Genomic DNA, 16,354 nt, shown 5'->3' with positions numbered 1-16,354 from the left:
GCAGATCCGCAGTTAAGTAGCAGCTTTAGCTCATTCTAAATATCAAGCGAAGACGTCGCCGACATGTGCGGTCTCGTCAACGGCCACTGCCTTCTTCATGTAGTTCTCAGCCTCTTCGAAACGGCAAAGAGTGTAGAGAAATTTGGCCTCATCCATCATCTGTGATTCCACTGTCCAGTGTTTCAACCCACCCTCATCAACCTCTCGCCCGAAGATTTGGCGGTAGGATTGCTTGACATAGTCTTCACTGCGGTAGGGCACGAGATCGCTATCATCAAGCTGGAGCCGCGGCAGGAGGTGCTTTATGAGGGCTTCAGGTTTGTAAAAATCGAGTTTCTCAGCGGCATAGAGAATGGTGGATAAATCGGCGTCCGATCCCCCCATAGCCCTAACGAATTGCAAAGCTTTGACATTCTCCTCAGTCGCATCCAGGATTACTATGCCATCGTTGAACTTGACGTATTCAACGTCCACGAGTTGAAGATCGACAGAACGACCTTCTGCTTTCGAGGACACATGCCAAACTGAATCGACCTTGCTGAATCTATAGTCTGACCTGTTGCCCGTCAGCTCGACTGCATCTTTGCCATCTCCAAGATCAACCGATCCTGACGCGGATGCATCCAGCTTGTAGATGTCGCTCGCATTGCCGATTGCTTCGATCTTGAAGGACTTTGCATCCGACTCCGCCTGCGCCTTCTCCGCCGCAAGCTTCAGCTCGGTCACGTACGCCTGCGATGCGGCGGCGATCGCATCCCCGAAGGTATTTTCTTCCTGAACCGCCCTCTCCTGCCACTGGTTCCAATATGTGGGCTCCTGCTTCACCACGACATCGAACGCTTCAGATCCGCGCTCCAGGGCCGCCTCCCTCACCGCAATGAGCCACACCGGCGTGCCAGGGGCTAAGTCTGGCGCTTCAGGGAGTTCCGGCTTTCGTACCTCCTGCCGAAGGGCCTCAATCTGCTCCTGCAGGTCCTTCTGCATCGCCTCCTGGATCTCCGGCTGGAGAGCCTTCAGCTTTGCCAATGCCTGTGTAGCCTTATCCAGCTCCAATTTCACGCTCTCAGCGGATGAAGTTTCGAGGTCCTTCCGGATCCTCGCCATGACCGATGTCAGGTCTTCGTAATCCTGTGTATTGCTCTTCAAGAGCCTATGCACAAACTTGGCACTTGCATCGTTCAGCATACCTTCCTGTTCCGGAAGGCGGCGCTCGATCTCCTGCCTGACGGCATCAGCCCATGCCTGCTTTTTGGCCTCTGCCTGCGCCTTCTGCTCCGCCTCAAGCTTCTGCGCCGCTTCGGCCTCGGCCTTAGCCTTCTGCTCATCCGCGAGCTTCTGCGCCGCCTCGGCCTCGGCCTGCGCCTTCTGCTCATCCGCGAGCTTCTGCGCCGCTTCGGCCTCGGCCTTGGCCTTCTGCTCATCCGCGAGCTTCTGCGCCGCTTCGGCCTCGGCCTTAGCCTTCTGCTCATCCGCGAGCTTCTGCGCCGCCTCGGCCTCGGCCTGCGCCTTCTGCTCATCCGCGAGCTTCTGCGCCGCTTCGGCCTCGGCCTTAGCCTTCTGCTCATCCGCGAGCTTCTGCGCCGCCTCGGCCTCGGCCTTGGCCTTCTGCTCATCCGCGAGCTTCTGCGCCGCCTCGGCCTCGGCCTTAGCCTTAGCTTCGGCCTTCTTCTGCAATCTCTCTAGCGCCTTCTTTCGAATCGCTTCGAGTTCCAGCTTATATGTCTCATCGGTTTCAAGAAGCTCAATGTCTTCGCGCTTAAATCTTTTGTTTTCAGTTATTTGATTCATCACATTCCCTCGCGTGAATTATCACGCGTGGAATATAGCCTCACACATTTTCTTGTGGTGATATACTATATAGATCTACTTTTTTATTTATAAATAGAAGTAATTACAATGCGCTTTCCTGGAATTTCTATTTCAGCGAGAATTCTTCTCGAAATTGCTCGGTATGAGGCACTTATTGAAATGACCACATGGAGCCACGCTCCCGCGATGTCTCGAGGTGCCGCCACGAACGCGCGGCCATGATGTTGCTTGACAATAGACGCCAGCAACCCGGCGGCGAAGGCCAGCCGGGTGCGCGGGCAGAAGCGCGGCAATCATGCGCAAGCGCCGGACCCTATGCTATTGGTTCCCTGCTATGCCTGCGGCGAGCGCGGCCGCGTCAAGCGGGAGCGCGACAGCGTGTCTCGACGAGGCTCGCCCAATAGCCGATGCCGGCCGTCACGATCTCATCGTTGAAGTTATAGCGCGGATGATGAAGCCCGGCGCTTTCGCCATTGCCGATGAAGATGAATGCCCCGGGCCGCTCCTCGAGCATGTAGGAGAAGTCCTCGGCCCCCATGATCGGCTGGATGCCCGTGTCGACCTCACCGGTGCTCGATATCCCCTGAGCGACCTCGGCCGCGAAACGCGCCGCATCGGGATTGTTCATGGTGACGGGATAGCCGCGCCAGAACTCTACCTCGGCCGTCGCGCCGAGCGCGGCCGGGACGGCGCGCGCCAGCGCTGTCAGTCGCTCCTCGCAGAGATCGCGGATCGCGGGATCCAGCGTTCGGACCGTTCCCGTCAATGTCACACGCTGCGGCAGCACATTGAACGCATCGCCACCATTGATAGTCGTCACCGAGACGACCGCGTTCTTCAACGGGTCGACATTGCGGGCGACGATAGTCTGCAGCGCCAGCACCAGCTGGCTGGCGGCGACGACGCTGTCGACCCCCTCGTGGGGATGAGCAGCGTGGCTGCCCTTGCCCTCGATGACGATGCGGAACCGATCCGCCGCGGCGAGCATGGCACCGGGCCTTATCGCGAAGCTTCCGGGAACCATCCCGGGCATATTGTGCATGCCGTAAACTTCCTGGATGCCAAAGCGATCCAGGAGGCCGTCGTCGAGCATCGCCCTGGCACCGGCCCCGCCCTCTTCCGCCGGCTGGAAGATGACGGCAGCCGTGCCCGCGAAGTCGCGCGTCTCGGCGAGGTAGCGCGCCGCACCGAGAAGCATGGCGGTATGGCCGTCATGGCCGCAGGCATGCATCAGTCCGGGTGTCGTCGAGCGATAGGGGAGATTGGTCTCCTCCTCGATGGGGAGCGCGTCCATGTCGGCTCTGAGGCCGATCACCGGCCCGGCGCCCTTCCCGCGGATGATCCCCACGACTCCCGTGCGGCCAATTCCGGTCACAACCTCGTCACAGCCGAAGCTGCGCAGCTTGTCGGCCACGACGCCCGCCGTCCGCACGACCTCGTAGAGCAATTCAGGGTGCGCATGCAGATCCCGCCGCCACGCAACAACGTCATCCTTCATCCCGGCAATGCGTTCCGCGCGCGGCATCCACCAGCCCTCCAGCCCAAATCATCAAGGGCAAAGGCTTAGCACAGTCCGCGCAGGGAGGCACGCGGGACCCCGCAAACGGGACGAACTCCGCCGCACCGGCGCATCGGGATCAGCCGCACCGGATCATCACATTTTCTCCCGCGTGGGTGCGACTCCGCAAAGGCGGCGAAAGTGTGCCGGGTTCGGTTGCACAGCCCGCATCCTTATGCTAGTGCACCCCCGTCTTGGGATAAGGGTTCAGCTTGTCCCAACCCTATCAGAAGATAGCCAAACAGGGTTAGGCGCCGCCGAGCAATCGGTGACGACGTCGCCCTTGAGACGAAAGAGAGGCCCGGTGGCTAACGGGGGTGCAATGGTGTCGGGTGTCGCGGAGCGCTATGCAAAGGCGTTGCTCGATCTCGCAGAGGAAGCAGGGGCGGTGGATGCCGTCGGTGCCGACCTCGACCGATTCAGTGGTCTGATCGCGGAGAGCCCTGACCTCGCCCGCTTGGTCAAGAGCCCCGTGTTCTCCGCCGAGGAGCAGGAGAAGGCCGTCACGGCCATTCTCGCCAAAGCCGGCATCGGTGGCCTCACGGCGAATTTCATTCGCCTCGTCGCGTCGAAACGCCGGCTGTTCGCTCTTCCGGGCATGATCGAGGCCTACAGGAGCCTCGTCGCCGACAAGAAGGGCATCGTCCGGGCGGAAGTGACGCTCGCGGAACAGCCTTCTCCGAAAATGCTGGCCGACATCGAGGCCGCGTTGAAAGACGTCGCCGGTGGCAACATCGCGCTCAACGTCAAGGTTAACCCCGCCATCATCGGCGGGCTCATCGTCAAGCTCGGCAGCCGTATGATCGATGCCAGCCTGCGCTCCAAACTGAATTCGATCCGTCTCGCGTTGAAAGAGGTCGGCTGATGGACATCCGCGCCGCGGAAATTTCCGCAATCCTCAAAGAGCAAATCAAGAACTTCGGCCAGGAAGCCGAGGTCACCGAGGTCGGACAGGTCCTCTCGGTTGGTGACGGTATTGCCCGTTGCTATGGCCTCGACAATGTCCAGGCCGGTGAAATGGTGGAGTTCGAATCGGGTGTGCGCGGCATGGCGCTCAACCTCGAGACGGACAACGTCGGCGTCGTGATCTTCGGTTCTGACCGCGAGATCGCCGAAGGTCAGACCGTGAAGCGCACGGGCGCCATCGTGGACGTCCCCGTCGGCAAGGGCCTCCTCGGCCGTGTCGTGGACGCCCTCGGCAACCCGATCGACGGCAAGGGCCCCATCGAGTCGACCGAGCGTCGCCAGGTCGACGTGAAGGCGCCGGGCATCATTCCGCGCAAGTCCGTGCACGAGCCGATGGCGACGGGCCTCAAGGCGATCGACGCCCTGATCCCGATCGGCCGTGGCCAGCGCGAGCTGATCATCGGTGACCGCCAGACCGGCAAGACCGCCGTCGCGCTCGACACCATCCTCAACCAGAAGTCGCTCAATGTCGCTGGCGCCGATGAGCAGCAGAAGCTCTACTGCGTCTATGTCGCCATCGGCCAGAAGCGCTCCACCGTTGCCCAGTTCGTGAAGGTTCTCGAGGAGCAAGGCGCTCTCGAGTACTCGATCATCGTGGCTGCCACGGCTTCCGACCCGGCCCCGATGCAGTTCCTGGCGCCCTTCGCCGGCTGCGCCATGGGCGAGTTCTTCCGCGACAACGGCATGCACGCCGTGATCATCTATGACGACCTGTCCAAGCAGGCCGTCGCCTACCGTCAGATGTCGCTGCTGCTGCGCCGCCCGCCGGGCCGCGAGGCTTATCCGGGCGACGTGTTCTACCTGCACTCCCGCCTCCTCGAACGCGCCGCCAAGATGAGCGACGCGAGCGGCAAGGGCTCGCTGACGGCGCTGCCGGTCATCGAAACGCAGGCTAACGACGTGTCGGCCTATATTCCGACCAACGTGATCTCGATCACCGACGGCCAGATCTTCCTTGAGACGGATCTCTTCTACCAGGGCATCCGCCCGGCGGTGAACGTTGGTCTGTCCGTGTCGCGCGTCGGCTCATCGGCGCAGACGAAGGCGATGAAGAAGGTCGCCGGCAAGATCAAGGGCGAGCTCGCCCAGTATCGTGAAATGGCCGCCTTCGCCCAGTTCGGCTCGGACCTCGACGCCACCACCCAGCGTCTTCTGAACCGGGGCGCACGCCTCACCGAGCTCCTGAAGCAGGGGCAGTTCTCCCCGCTCACCATGGAAGAGCAGGTTGTGGTGATCTACGCCGGCGTGAACGGCTATCTCGATCCGCTGCCGGTCAACCGCGTGCGTGGCTTCGAGGAAGCGCTGCTCGGCGCGGTCCGCACGAAGCACCCGGAGATTCTCGAAGCGATCCGCACCTCCAAGGATCTCTCCGACGAGACCGCCGGCAAGCTCAAGGCTGCAGTCGAGGACGTTGCCAAGACGTTCGCGTAACGGCGACGTTCGCGTAATAGATTGTCCTTGTTGACGCTGGGCGCATTCGTGAAAAGCCCCTCCCCTCCTGGAGGAGCGGGCACGGAGAGAAAGGCAACTTCCTATCTCTCCCTCGTTTGCGCTTCATTCCCTCTCCAGCTCTCCCCCGCCATGGGGAGAGGGTAGGTCCTGATGCCGAGCTTAAAAGACCTTCGCAATCGCATCGCCTCCGTCAAAGCGACGCAGAAGATCACCAAGGCCATGCAGATGGTGGCCGCGGCGAAGCTCCGTCGCGCCCAGATGGCGGCCGAGGCCGCGCGCCCTTACGGGCAGCGCATGTCTCACGTCCTGGCCAATCTGGCGAATGCGATGCCCTCGCGCGAGGGTGCACCCCGCCTTCTGGTCGGCACGGGTCAGAACGAGACGCATCTGCTGATCGTCTGCACGGGCGAACGTGGCCTGTGCGGCGCTTTCAACTCTGCCATCGTCCGCCTGGCCCGCGAGCGCGCCAATGCGCTGATCGCCGAAGGCAAGCGCGTGAAGTTCTTCTGCGTCGGCAAGAAGGGTTACGACCAGCTGCGTCGCAGCTTCGCGAAGGATATCATCGAATTCGTGGAGCTTCGCTCCGTGCGGGTGCTCGGCTTCGAGCATGCCGAGGACATCGCGAAGAAGGTCATCGCGCTGTTCCACGAAGGCAAGTTCGACGTGGCGACGCTCTTCTACTCGCGTTTCCGCTCGGTCATCGCCCAGATCCCGACCGCCCAGCAGGTCATCCCGGCCAATGTCGAGGCCGCCGATGACGGGGAGGTTGCCGGCCTCGTCTATGACTACGAGCCGGATGAGGAAGAGATCCTCGCCACCCTGCTGCCGCGCAATCTGGCGGTGCAGATCTTCGGCGCCCTGCTCGAGAACAACGCCTCGTTCTACGGTGCGCAGATGTCTGCCATGGACAATGCGACGCGCAACGCCGGCGAAATGATCAAGAAGCAGACGCAGCTCTACAACCGCTCGCGTCAGGCGATGATCACGAAGGAACTGATCGAGATCATCTCGGGCGCCGAGGCGGTCTGACGCATTTTGACTAGGCCGCCCTGGCGGCAGTGGAATTTGGTTTGATGAGGCCCGGACGGGCTCGGACGGGAGTTTCCCCATGGTAACGAAGCAAGAGCCGGTAACGAATGGGCGCGTTGCTCAGGTCATCGGTGCCGTCGTCGACGTGCAGTTCGACGGGCACCTTCCGGAGATCCTGAACGCGCTGGAAACGACGAACCAGGGCAACCGCCTGGTGCTCGAGGTGGCCCAGCAGCTCGGTGAGTCGACGGTGCGCTGCATCGCCATGGACACGACGGAAGGTCTCGTTCGGGGCCAGCCGGTGACCGATACCGGCGCGCCGATCACGGTGCCGGTCGGAGCGGGCACGCTCGGCCGCATCATGAACGTCATTGGCCAGCCCGTGGACGAAGCCGGCCCGATCGAGGCCGAGGCGCACCGCGCCATCCACCAGCCGGCTCCGAGCTACTCCGAGCAGTCCACCGAGGCGCAGATCCTCGTCACCGGCATCAAGGTCATCGACCTGCTCGCCCCTTACGCCCGCGGTGGTAAGATCGGCCTGTTCGGCGGCGCCGGCGTCGGCAAGACCGTGCTCATTCAGGAGCTGATCAACAACGTCGCCAAGGCGCACGGTGGTTACTCCGTGTTCGCCGGCGTCGGCGAGCGCACCCGCGAGGGCAACGACCTCTATCACGAGATGATCGAGTCGGGCGTGAACAAGGATCCGCATGAGGGCGGCGTCGCCGGCTCCAAATGCGCCCTGGTGTACGGCCAGATGAACGAGCCTCCGGGAGCCCGCGCCCGCGTCGCGCTCACCGGCCTCACGGTCGCCGAGCAGTTCCGCGACCAGGGTCAGGACGTGCTGTTCTTCGTCGACAACATCTTCCGCTTCACCCAGGCGGGCTCGGAAGTGTCGGCTCTCCTCGGCCGTATTCCTTCGGCTGTGGGCTATCAGCCGACCCTCGCCACCGACATGGGCCTCCTGCAGGAGCGCATCACGACCACGAACAAGGGCTCGATCACCTCGGTGCAGGCCATTTACGTGCCCGCCGACGACCTGACCGACCCGGCCCCGGCCACCTCCTTCGCCCACTTGGACGCCACGACCGTGTTGTCGCGCGCCATCTCCGAGAAGGGCATCTACCCGGCCGTGGACCCGCTGGACTCGACGTCGCGCATGCTGTCGCCGCTGATCGTCGGTGAGGAGCACTACGACATCGCCCGCCGCGTGCAGCAGATCCTGCAGCGCTACAAGGCCCTTCAGGACATCATCGCGATCCTGGGCATGGACGAGCTCTCGGAAGAGGACAAGACCACGGTGGCCCGCGCCCGCAAGATCGAGCGCTTCCTCAGCCAGCCGTTCTTCGTCGCCGAAGTGTTCACCGGCGCTCCCGGCCAGCTCGTCGCCCTCGAAGACACCATCAAGGGCTTCAAGGGCCTCGTTGAAGGCCAGTACGATCACCTGCCGGAGGCTGCCTTCTACATGGTCGGCACCATTGAACAGGCGGTCGAGAAGGCCCAGCGCCTCGCCGCCGAGGCCGCGTAAGCCGAATCGGGCGCAGGGATGCGCGCCACCCGCGCTTCCCGCGCAAGAAAGCCAGGCGCTCGGCCATAGGCGGCCGGGCCTGTCAGATTGAGTTTACTGCGCTGCAGACGCGCGCGAGATCGAAAGAGATTGAGCCATGGCCACCGTTCCGCTTGAGCTGGTCGCGCCCGAAAGACTTCTCTTCTCCGGCGACGTCGCCAGCGTCATCGTCCCCTCAGTCGACGGCGAAATGCAGGTGATGCCCGGCCATGCGCCGGTCATCGCTGTTCTGCAGCCTGGGATCATCACGATTGATGCAGGTGCGGGCTCTTCGCAGCGCCTGTTCGTTCGTGGTGGCATCGCCGAGATCCGCCCCGACAACATTTCCATCCTCGCGGACTACGCGGTTCCGGTGGCGGAGCTGAGCCCCGAAGTGTTGGACATCGAGATCACGTCGGTCGAGACGCTCGTGGCTTCCGCGACCAACGACGCGGGCCGTCTGGCCGCTTCGACCAAGCTGATGCGCCTGACCGAGCTGCGCATGCAAGTCCTGCGCTAAACATCGATCCATCAAGCACATCACCAGCTTGAAACGGCCGCCTCAGGCGGCCGTTTCCTTTTGTGGCGGCATCGCTGGAGCGCCAGGGCAAACACGACATGTGCACCGAACGAAGCCAAAGCTCGACATGGTCGTGACACGGCGTCTCAGCGATCGGAATGATCGGATAATGCGCTAATCGCGACGGGCAAACCATCCCGCGATGCGGTGGCACATGGCCTTTGCGACTACGCGTAGCCTGCGGCGGCCTTTCTCATGCCGTGCGAGAAGGCGCATCGCCATGGATGAGCCGGAACGGGTTCCTACGAGGATGTCGGCTATGGTCAAGCGCTCTCGCCAAAGATGATCGATCATCGGATGGTTGGCGATCGCGCAGGAATCCGTATAGGCGATCGTCCGATCATCTAGCTGCGCGTGACTGAGCGCGAGCGTCAGCTGCACCCCGGGCGAGAAGCGCGCGAAGGCCTCGTCATAGGCGATTTTCCAGAAGAAGGCCTCGTCACCGCTTCTCAGAACGATGCCTGCGGCAATCGCACGCTGACCGACGTTGAGAACATGCACCTCGCAGCGCCCTTCATGCGCCATCCGGCGTGTCATGGTACGCAGGAAGGCAACATCCCCGGATTGCTGGAGGATTGCGGTGCCAGCTTTGGCTTTCCAGCCGGATGCTTCAATGGCGAGGAATTGCTCGACCGCGTCGCGCACCGGGCCGGGCGCCTGAGCCCGCGTGAAACTGACCGCGCCCAGGTCCTCGAGGCGTCGCAACTGGCGACGCAGCTCCTTGCGCTTGCGCGCGGACTGAAGCGTGACGAAACTGTCTGGGCTGCTCGACGCCGGCAGAATTGCGCGGCGATGGCGGGCGAAGACACGCATCTGCCGGTTCGTCTCGCCAATGACAGCGCGCAACGCGACGGCGAATGGTCCATCCTCAGCCAGGAGCGGGAACAGCACACCGGTTCCTCGCAACCCACGCCGGCCCAGGTGATCGAGGAAGGCGGCTATCACGGCTTTGGCGCGATCGCGATCGACCAACGGCACGCCAAAGGCCATTAGCGGCGGCTGCCAGAGGCGCGCGGCTGCAGGCAGCGCGCCCGAACGAGGCAGGATCACGGGAAAGAACCCGACGAGCATTCGTTGCGCAGCGGGCCCGGCCCAGACGAGAATTGCTGTCACATAGCGGCCGTCCGGAAGATGCTGCGCCGCCGGCCCCGCGAATGCGGGCGTATAGAAGGGGTTCTCTTCCAACGTCCGCTGCACGAGATCTGTCCAAGGCTCCTCATATTCACCCATGTTACGGAGCAGGCGCTGCTCGACCCGAAGCGGCGAGTCCACGGGGATGGGGACAGGGTGCGGTACAGGCGCGGGGACAAGCCGGATACGTTCTGCGGTGGTCGTCCGCAAGACGGGACCCGTTGGTGCACGCTCCGCAACTACAGAAGGAAAGACGTCGGACATTCCGAATCCCACCCTACTCGACCTGCCTCGTCCCGGAAGAGGACAACATCCCGACGGATCGGGGGTTTGCGATCGAGCAGCACAAGTCTTGTGCCACAGGATAGAGCGGAGTGGATGACAACGGAGCCCTACGACCACTCACGACGCATCTTCATCGCATGACGCAGTTACTGAAATCGGAAGTTGAGCGATCCAGTTTGCAGCGCGGCTGGGGCGACTTCAAAAGAAGCTTCTGTATATATTACTATTTTTTACGGGGGGTGCGGCGCACGCCCAATCGGTGCGCACCTGATCTTGGTTGAACGTGCCCCGTCGTACGGCATGGCGCGATACACCGGCCACGCCTGTGGCCGGCCCGCGGTTGCATCCAATGGGTCGCTGGGATAGCGGGCATTGTCCCAAAATCGTACGCCACGAAGCGACCGAGGCGTGACTCCTCCGAATAGCGCTCCGCCTAGCGTCCCCCGCCGAGCGCCAGAGGGTTGGCTGTCAAGGCCGCGGCGTCGGGAGCGTCGATCGAAGGTTCGCCGAGGAAGGCGTTCCACAGACGCGATACGAAGCTCTCATCGAGATCGCGCAGAATAAAGACTAGACGACTGCGTCGGTCCCCGTCCGGCCACCGATCCAGCCGGATCGGCTGGTGGAAGACATGCTGCACGCCATGGATGACCATCGGGTGGTCAGGATCGTCGGCGAGCGCCACGAGGCCCTTGACCCGCAGGAGATTGGGACCATGGGAAGCGCGCAGGAGATCGAGGAACAGATCGAGGTTATGGGCGGTGATCGGCCGCGTGCTTGTGAGGCAGAACGCACGGATCCGGGCGTCGTGCCGGTTTACGTCATGATGGTGATGGTGCCCCTCGTGGTCATGGCCGCGATGGCCATGATGATGATCATCACCGGCGTGATCATGCCCGTGGTGATGGCCATGCCCGTCGCGATGGCTGTCGTCGAACGCCTCCGCCTGCAGCCAGGCCCGCACGTCGGCGATCTTGCCGTCAACGTCATAGAGCCCGATCCCGAGCAAGGCGGCGGGCTTAGCCTCGCCTTGGGCGATGTCCAGAATCGGCGCGGCCGGGTTGAGCGCGGCGAGGCGGCGCTTCAACGCCGTGACGTCTGCCTCGCTCGTTTCCGGCAGATCCGTCTTGCTGATGACAAGACGGTCAGCGACGGCCGCCTGCTTCAGGGCCTCGATATGGGTGTCGAGCGTCGCCGCGCCGTTGACCGCATCGACGACGGTGATCACCCCATCGATTGCAAACCGCTTGGCGAGATAAGGATGATACAGGACCGTGTGCAGAACAGGCGCGGGATCGGCCAGTCCCGTGGTTTCGATGACCACCCGGCGGAAAGCCACGATGCGGCCGTTGTCACGGCGGCGCAGAAGATCCTCGAGGGTGGAAATGAGATCGCCACGAATCGTGCAGCACAAACAGCCTGAAGCCAAGGTCACCATGCCCTCGTCGGCCTTTTCGACGAGAAGATGATCGAGGCCGATTTCCCCGAATTCGTTGATGATGACGACCGTGTCGGCCAGATCCGGCTCGCGCAGGAGGGCGTTGAGAAGACTTGTCTTTCCAGCGCCGAGAAAGCCGGTGAGAATCGTCAGTGGTATCGCAGGTATCGGTCCCTTTGGGCGCGGCGCCCGGCGTGGTTCCTCTGGCAATGTCATCTGTCACATTCCTGGGCTGATCACACGGCGCACCGCACGATGGACACGGCGCGGGGATCCATCAAACACAATGAAAAAGGGCGAGACATCAATGCCTCGCCCTTATGTAACATTATATCACTTCGAACAGAACATGCGCTTCATGCATGCCCGGCATCTGCCGAAAAGATCAATCCTTGACGGAATTCAGGCTTAACGGCTTGGTCTTCGCAGTGCTCTTGGCAGCGGCGCCAGATTTGGCGGCGGGGCGAGGCGCCGGCGTCGGCGCTGAGGCCTTGGCCGCTGCCGCTTTGTCGGCTGAGACCGCTTTCTTGGCTGGCTTGATCGCTTTTTGAAGGGCACCGGAAGCGCTGCCGCCCGGCTGCTCGACGGGTGCGAAGGCAGTGGCTCCAGCAGCCGGCACACCTTTTCCGGAACGGCTGATCTCGATCTGCTTACGCCCGTTCGCGTTGGTCTTGACCGCCTGCTTGGTCGCCTTGGCGGCCTTCGGCTTCGCTGCCTCCGCAACGGCGGCGGGATCCGGCTCCGCACCGGGCGTGCGACCAATGAAAACGGCGAGCGGTACGAATTTCTCGCGCGGGGCGAGGCGATTTGGCGAGGATCCGCGCACAGCGGCCGCGCCATTCACACGCTGCCCACTGGAGAAGAAGCTGGCAAGACTGCCGCCGTCGCTAGCCGACGCACTGACCGGCGCCGCATTGTCATCATCGACCAGATAGGGTGCGCGATTTTTGCCGCAGATCTCGTTGTAGAGATTAACAGGCTCCGCCTGCGCCGCACGCGGCAGGCTGTCGACGGTTGGCCCGCCTCCGCCCCATTGCGAGAAGCCGGAGTCGAACAACTCGGCGGCCTGGATCGTCCGCTGCACGGCAGACGGAGCCCCCAGCACCACAGTGAGAAGCTCACGGTTGCCCTGCTGGGCGGTGGCCACCACATTGAACCCAGATGCGCAGATGAATCCCGTCTTCATGCCCGTGGACCCGGGATAGCGGCCGACGAGGCCGTTGGTATTCTGGAAGGTGCGCTTGCCGAGCTGGATAGAGCCGATTTCGAAATAGCCGCGGTAGGGAGCAAAATCGACGATCAGGGACCGGGCGAGCACCGCCAAGTCGCGCGCGCTGGTGCGGGCGCGATCGTCCGGCATGCCATTGGGGTTGGCGAAGTAGCTGTCGTACATCCCGATGGACTGGGCTGTCTGGTTCATGCGGGCGACAAACGCCTCAACCGAACCGCTGACACCTTCGGCCAGCACCACGGCAATATCGTTGGCCGACTTCACGAGCATCATCTTGAGCGCGTTGTCGACGGTAATCTCGGATCCTGGCCGGACGCCGATTTTCGACGGCTTTTCCGCGGCCGCCCTTGCGGACACCTTGAGGGGTGTGTCGAGAGCGAGACGGCCCGCCTTGATCTCCTGGAAAACGAGATAGGTCGTCATCAGCTTCGTGAGGGAAGCCGGATACCAAAGATCGGAGGCCTGGGTGGATTGCAGCACTCGCCCGCTGGCGACATCGACGACCAAGGTCGGATTGGCGGTAGCTGGCGTAACGGATGCTATCGAAATGCCGGTGGCCGCCACGGCGACGAAAGAGGCAACCGCCCAACGAGAGATCACGTTCGTCATTATCCAACCTTAATCAAGGGGCACAGAATACCAGCCCCCTGGGGACGCCGGCTCTTTCATGCGCGCACTCACACGATCCTGCAGTCATAAGCAGCGGATAACGCTCAACATTCTCGACGCTTATCAATCGAGGCTAGCCGCCGGAACGCAGCGACAGCTAACCGTATAATACGGCAGGTTCCGGGCAAGGCCCATAGTTTCACACGAGAAAAGTTACCAGATGGCGAAGAATGCCACCATATTAGCGACTCATGCGTCATCATCGCGGCAGAATATGACAGTCAAATGCCACGCACTGCCTCGCCAGGCGCTGCTGCTTCTATGGCGAGAGCGTGCAGGCCGTCGGCGAATTCATCCTTGAGAAGCGCGTTGACGAGCCTGTGCCTTTCCAGGCGCGACTTGCCTGTAAAAGCATCCGCGACGATAGTGATGCGGTAATGTGTTTCTCCGCCTTCACGCCAGCCGCCATGTCCGGCATGCTGGTGCGACTCATCGATGACGCTCAGGGCGAGCGGCTCGAGACCGGCGGTTAGCTTGGCATTGATCCTGTCGGCGCGGACCATGGGGGCTCCTTCTCGCGAAGTGGGTCACACGTTCGTAGTCCGAGGATAGCCCGAGGGGAAGCTGCAAGGGACGCGGCTCTGTGCGGGTCGTCGCCATCGGGTGCGAATGCCTCAGTCCGCGGATCAAACCCCGTGGTTGAGGCTCCAGCCAAGGCCAGGGTCGAGTTTATGGCGGGGCTGCCGTGTCTTTAAACCACTTGTCCATGCTGTTCGCGCAAACATAATCTGATGGTCATGAATCTGAATTCGCGCCTCTTCGATCGCATCCGGGTGAAGTCGACGGCCAGCAAGCCGGCGGCGGCGGCAACACATGTGTGCGAGCATCCCGGTTGCGACAAGCCGGGTGATCATCGCGCGCCAAAGGGACGCGGCCACGAGAACGAGTACTGGCGCTTCTGCCTCGAGCATGTGCGCGCCTACAACCAGTCCTATAATTATTTCAACGGCATGAGCGATGACGCGGTTGCCGCTTTCCAGAAGGATGCCGTCCTCGGCCACCGCCCCACCTGGACGATGGGCATGAACGCGGCAGCGCGCGGCGCCACGCGTTCGGCCAGTGAGAATGGCAAGGCGGCCGGAGCCAATGTGGAGGATCCGTTCGGTGTCTTCGGGGCGCGGGCATTCAACCAGGCCGCGCGCCAGGAGGAGGCCAAGCCAAGGCTCTCGAAGCCCGCGTTGCAGGCGCTCGACACGCTCGGCCTCGACGAAGGGGTGGATGCCGTCACGATCAAGGCTCGCTACAAGTTGCTGGTGAAGCGTTTTCACCCTGACGCGAATGGCGGCGACCGGGCCTTCGAGGAGCGGCTGCAAGCCATTATCCGCGCCTACAACACGTTGAAGGCACTTGGATTGTGCTGACCACGGCGGATCCGGAAAGCACGACGCTGGTGCGAGCGCTGGCGGGCGCTTCTGCCGCGGCTTATTTTGGCCCCGCGAGGTGCTCGCCCATTTGCCTGTTTGCACGCGGCCCTGTATCTCGTTTCCAGGGTCGCTGTCGGCCCGCCGCTTCCATGGCCTGGGGCTGTGGAGGGGTGTTGGCAGAGACCTGACGGCAATCCATGGTTATCGTGGCGAGATATCGCATCGGCGGCGTGAGAACTTATGCGAGTCGCCCCACGAGCGGCATGAGCTTGCCGCGACGGAGTGAGAGGACCTATGCAAGCGACGAGTGAGAACAAGTCAGGCATCCCGGACATGAAGCTGTCCGTGCAGAAGGTGTTCGGCATCGAAACCGATCTCGAAGTGCCCGCCTATTCCGAGCCTGATGAGCATGTACCCGACCTCGACCCGGACTATCTGTTCGATCGGGACACCACCCTCGCTATTCTCGCGGGCTTCGCCCGCAACCGACGCGTGATGATCACCGGCTATCACGGCACGGGCAAGTCGACCCATATCGAACAGGTCGCCGCGCGCCTCAACTGGCCGTGCGTGCGCGTCAACCTGGACAGCCACGTCAGCCGCGTCGATCTCGTCGGCAAGGACGCGATCGTGGTGAAGGATGGAATGCAGGTCACCGAATTCCGTGATGGCATGCTGCCCTGGGCGTTGCAGAACAATATCGCGCTCGTGTTCGACGAATATGATGCCGGCCGCCCGGACGTGATGTTCGTGATCCAGCGCGTGCTCGAGGTTTCGGGTCGCCTCACGCTGCTCGACCAGAACCGCGTCATCCGCCCGCATCCGGCCTTCCGGCTGTTCGCCACCGCCAACACGGTGGGTCTCGGCGACACCTCCGGCCTCTACCACGGCACGCAGCAGATCAACCAGGGCCAGATGGACCGCTGGTCGATCGTCGCGACGCTGAACTACCTGCCGCACGACCGCGAGGTCGATATCGTCGTGGCCAAGTCGCCGCACTATCGCGACGCGGCTGGCCGCGACACCGTGAGCAAGATGGTGCGCGTGGCGGATATGACGCGCAACGCCTTCATCAACGGCGACCTGTCGACCGTGATGTCGCCGCGCACGGTGATCACCTGGGCGGAAAATGCAGATATCTTCAACGACATCGCGTTTGCCTTCCGGCTGACCTTCCTCAACAAGTGCGATGAACTCGAGCGCTCGCTGGTCGCCGAGTTCTACCAGCGCTGCTTCGGCAAGGAGCTGCCGGAATCGACCGTGAACGTCGCCCTGAGCTGATGATGGAGCCGCCGCGTCCGA

The 16,354-nt window shown here is 62.6% G+C and carries 14 protein-coding genes; 8 read left to right on the top strand and 6 right to left on the bottom strand.

Translation table 11 applies throughout. The features are described from left to right. Positions 1–42: 42 nt before the first annotated feature. Positions 43–1,185 (bottom strand): hypothetical protein, encoded by a 1,143-nt coding sequence (locus KIO76_RS07545; RefSeq protein WP_213322301.1) that lies wholly within the window; start codon positions 1,183–1,185, stop codon positions 43–45. On the opposite strand from KIO76_RS07545, the gene KIO76_RS07540 reads away from it, so the two are divergent. Continuing rightward, a complete protein-coding gene (locus tag KIO76_RS07540) occupies positions 1,153–1,683 on the top strand; it encodes a hypothetical protein (protein ID WP_213322299.1) in 531 nt (176 codons plus the stop codon). The two genes, KIO76_RS07545 and KIO76_RS07540, sit on opposite strands and share 33 nt — an antisense overlap. Positions 1,684–2,167: 484 nt before the next feature. On the opposite strand, the gene KIO76_RS07535 is transcribed toward KIO76_RS07540, so the two are convergent. Continuing rightward, positions 2,168–3,334, bottom strand: coding sequence for a M20 aminoacylase family protein (locus tag KIO76_RS07535; protein WP_213322297.1), 1,167 nt, complete (start codon positions 3,332–3,334; stop codon positions 2,168–2,170). A 337-nt stretch (positions 3,335–3,671) separates the two neighbouring features. Between KIO76_RS07535 and KIO76_RS07530 the strand changes: the two genes are divergently transcribed. The 5 genes from KIO76_RS07530 to atpC all read left to right on the top strand — a co-directional run bounded on the left by KIO76_RS07530 (position 3,672) and on the right by atpC (position 8,877). Beyond that, positions 3,672–4,232: a F0F1 ATP synthase subunit delta gene (locus KIO76_RS07530; protein ID WP_502761840.1), complete on the top strand. Its 561-nt coding sequence runs from the start codon at positions 3,672–3,674 to the stop codon at positions 4,230–4,232. Next, positions 4,232–5,764 carry a F0F1 ATP synthase subunit alpha gene (atpA, locus tag KIO76_RS07525; RefSeq protein ID WP_213322293.1) on the top strand — a complete coding sequence of 511 codons (1,533 nt, stop codon included), beginning with the start codon at positions 4,232–4,234 and terminating at the stop codon, positions 5,762–5,764. The genes KIO76_RS07530 and atpA overlap by 1 nt, the downstream gene beginning before the upstream one ends. Positions 5,765–5,935: 171 nt before the next feature. Next, a complete protein-coding gene (locus tag KIO76_RS07520) occupies positions 5,936–6,814 on the top strand; it encodes a F0F1 ATP synthase subunit gamma (protein WP_213322291.1) in 879 nt (292 codons plus the stop codon). Positions 6,815–6,893: 79 nt separating this feature from the next. Further along, positions 6,894–8,339 carry a F0F1 ATP synthase subunit beta gene (gene atpD, locus KIO76_RS07515; RefSeq protein ID WP_213322290.1) on the top strand — a complete coding sequence of 482 codons (1,446 nt, stop codon included), beginning with the start codon at positions 6,894–6,896 and terminating at the stop codon, positions 8,337–8,339. Positions 8,340–8,475: 136 nt separating this feature from the next. Further along, entirely contained in the window at positions 8,476–8,877 is a 402-nt protein-coding gene (gene atpC, locus KIO76_RS07510; RefSeq protein ID WP_213322289.1) for an ATP synthase F1 subunit epsilon, read from the top strand. A 174-nt stretch (positions 8,878–9,051) separates the two neighbouring features. On the opposite strand, the gene KIO76_RS07505 is transcribed toward atpC, so the two are convergent. From KIO76_RS07505 to KIO76_RS07490, 4 genes are all read right to left on the bottom strand, one after another. After that, complete coding sequence (locus tag KIO76_RS07505; protein ID WP_213322288.1) at positions 9,052–10,332, bottom strand: GNAT family N-acetyltransferase; 1,281 nt, start codon at positions 10,330–10,332, stop codon at positions 9,052–9,054. Positions 10,333–10,786: 454 nt separating this feature from the next. Further along, complete coding sequence (locus tag KIO76_RS07500) at positions 10,787–12,004, bottom strand: CobW family GTP-binding protein (protein ID WP_213322287.1); 1,218 nt, start codon at positions 12,002–12,004, stop codon at positions 10,787–10,789. A gap of 169 nt (positions 12,005–12,173) precedes the next feature. Next, a complete protein-coding gene (locus KIO76_RS07495; RefSeq protein WP_213322286.1) occupies positions 12,174–13,619 on the bottom strand; it encodes a D-alanyl-D-alanine carboxypeptidase family protein in 1,446 nt (481 codons plus the stop codon). Between the two features lie 290 nt (positions 13,620–13,909). Continuing rightward, positions 13,910–14,191, bottom strand: a complete 282-nt coding sequence (locus tag KIO76_RS07490; RefSeq protein WP_213322284.1) for a BolA family protein — start codon at positions 14,189–14,191, stop codon at positions 13,910–13,912. A gap of 234 nt (positions 14,192–14,425) precedes the next feature. On the opposite strand from KIO76_RS07490, the gene KIO76_RS07485 reads away from it, so the two are divergent. Together KIO76_RS07485 and cobS are read left to right on the top strand one after the other, a co-directional pair. Next, positions 14,426–15,049 carry a J domain-containing protein gene (locus KIO76_RS07485; protein ID WP_213325128.1) on the top strand — a complete coding sequence of 208 codons (624 nt, stop codon included), beginning with the start codon at positions 14,426–14,428 and terminating at the stop codon, positions 15,047–15,049. Positions 15,050–15,346: 297 nt separating this feature from the next. Next, the gene (gene cobS, locus KIO76_RS07480) at positions 15,347–16,333 is read left to right on the top strand and encodes a cobaltochelatase subunit CobS (protein WP_213322282.1); all 987 of its coding nucleotides are present in this window, start codon (positions 15,347–15,349) and stop codon (positions 16,331–16,333) included. Positions 16,334–16,354: the final 21 nt, after the last annotated feature.

Source organism: Chelatococcus sp. YT9, assembly GCF_018398315.1.
GTDB lineage: Bacteria > Pseudomonadota > Alphaproteobacteria > Rhizobiales > Beijerinckiaceae > Chelatococcus.
This window is presented reverse-complemented; position numbering and strand designations above follow the sequence as displayed.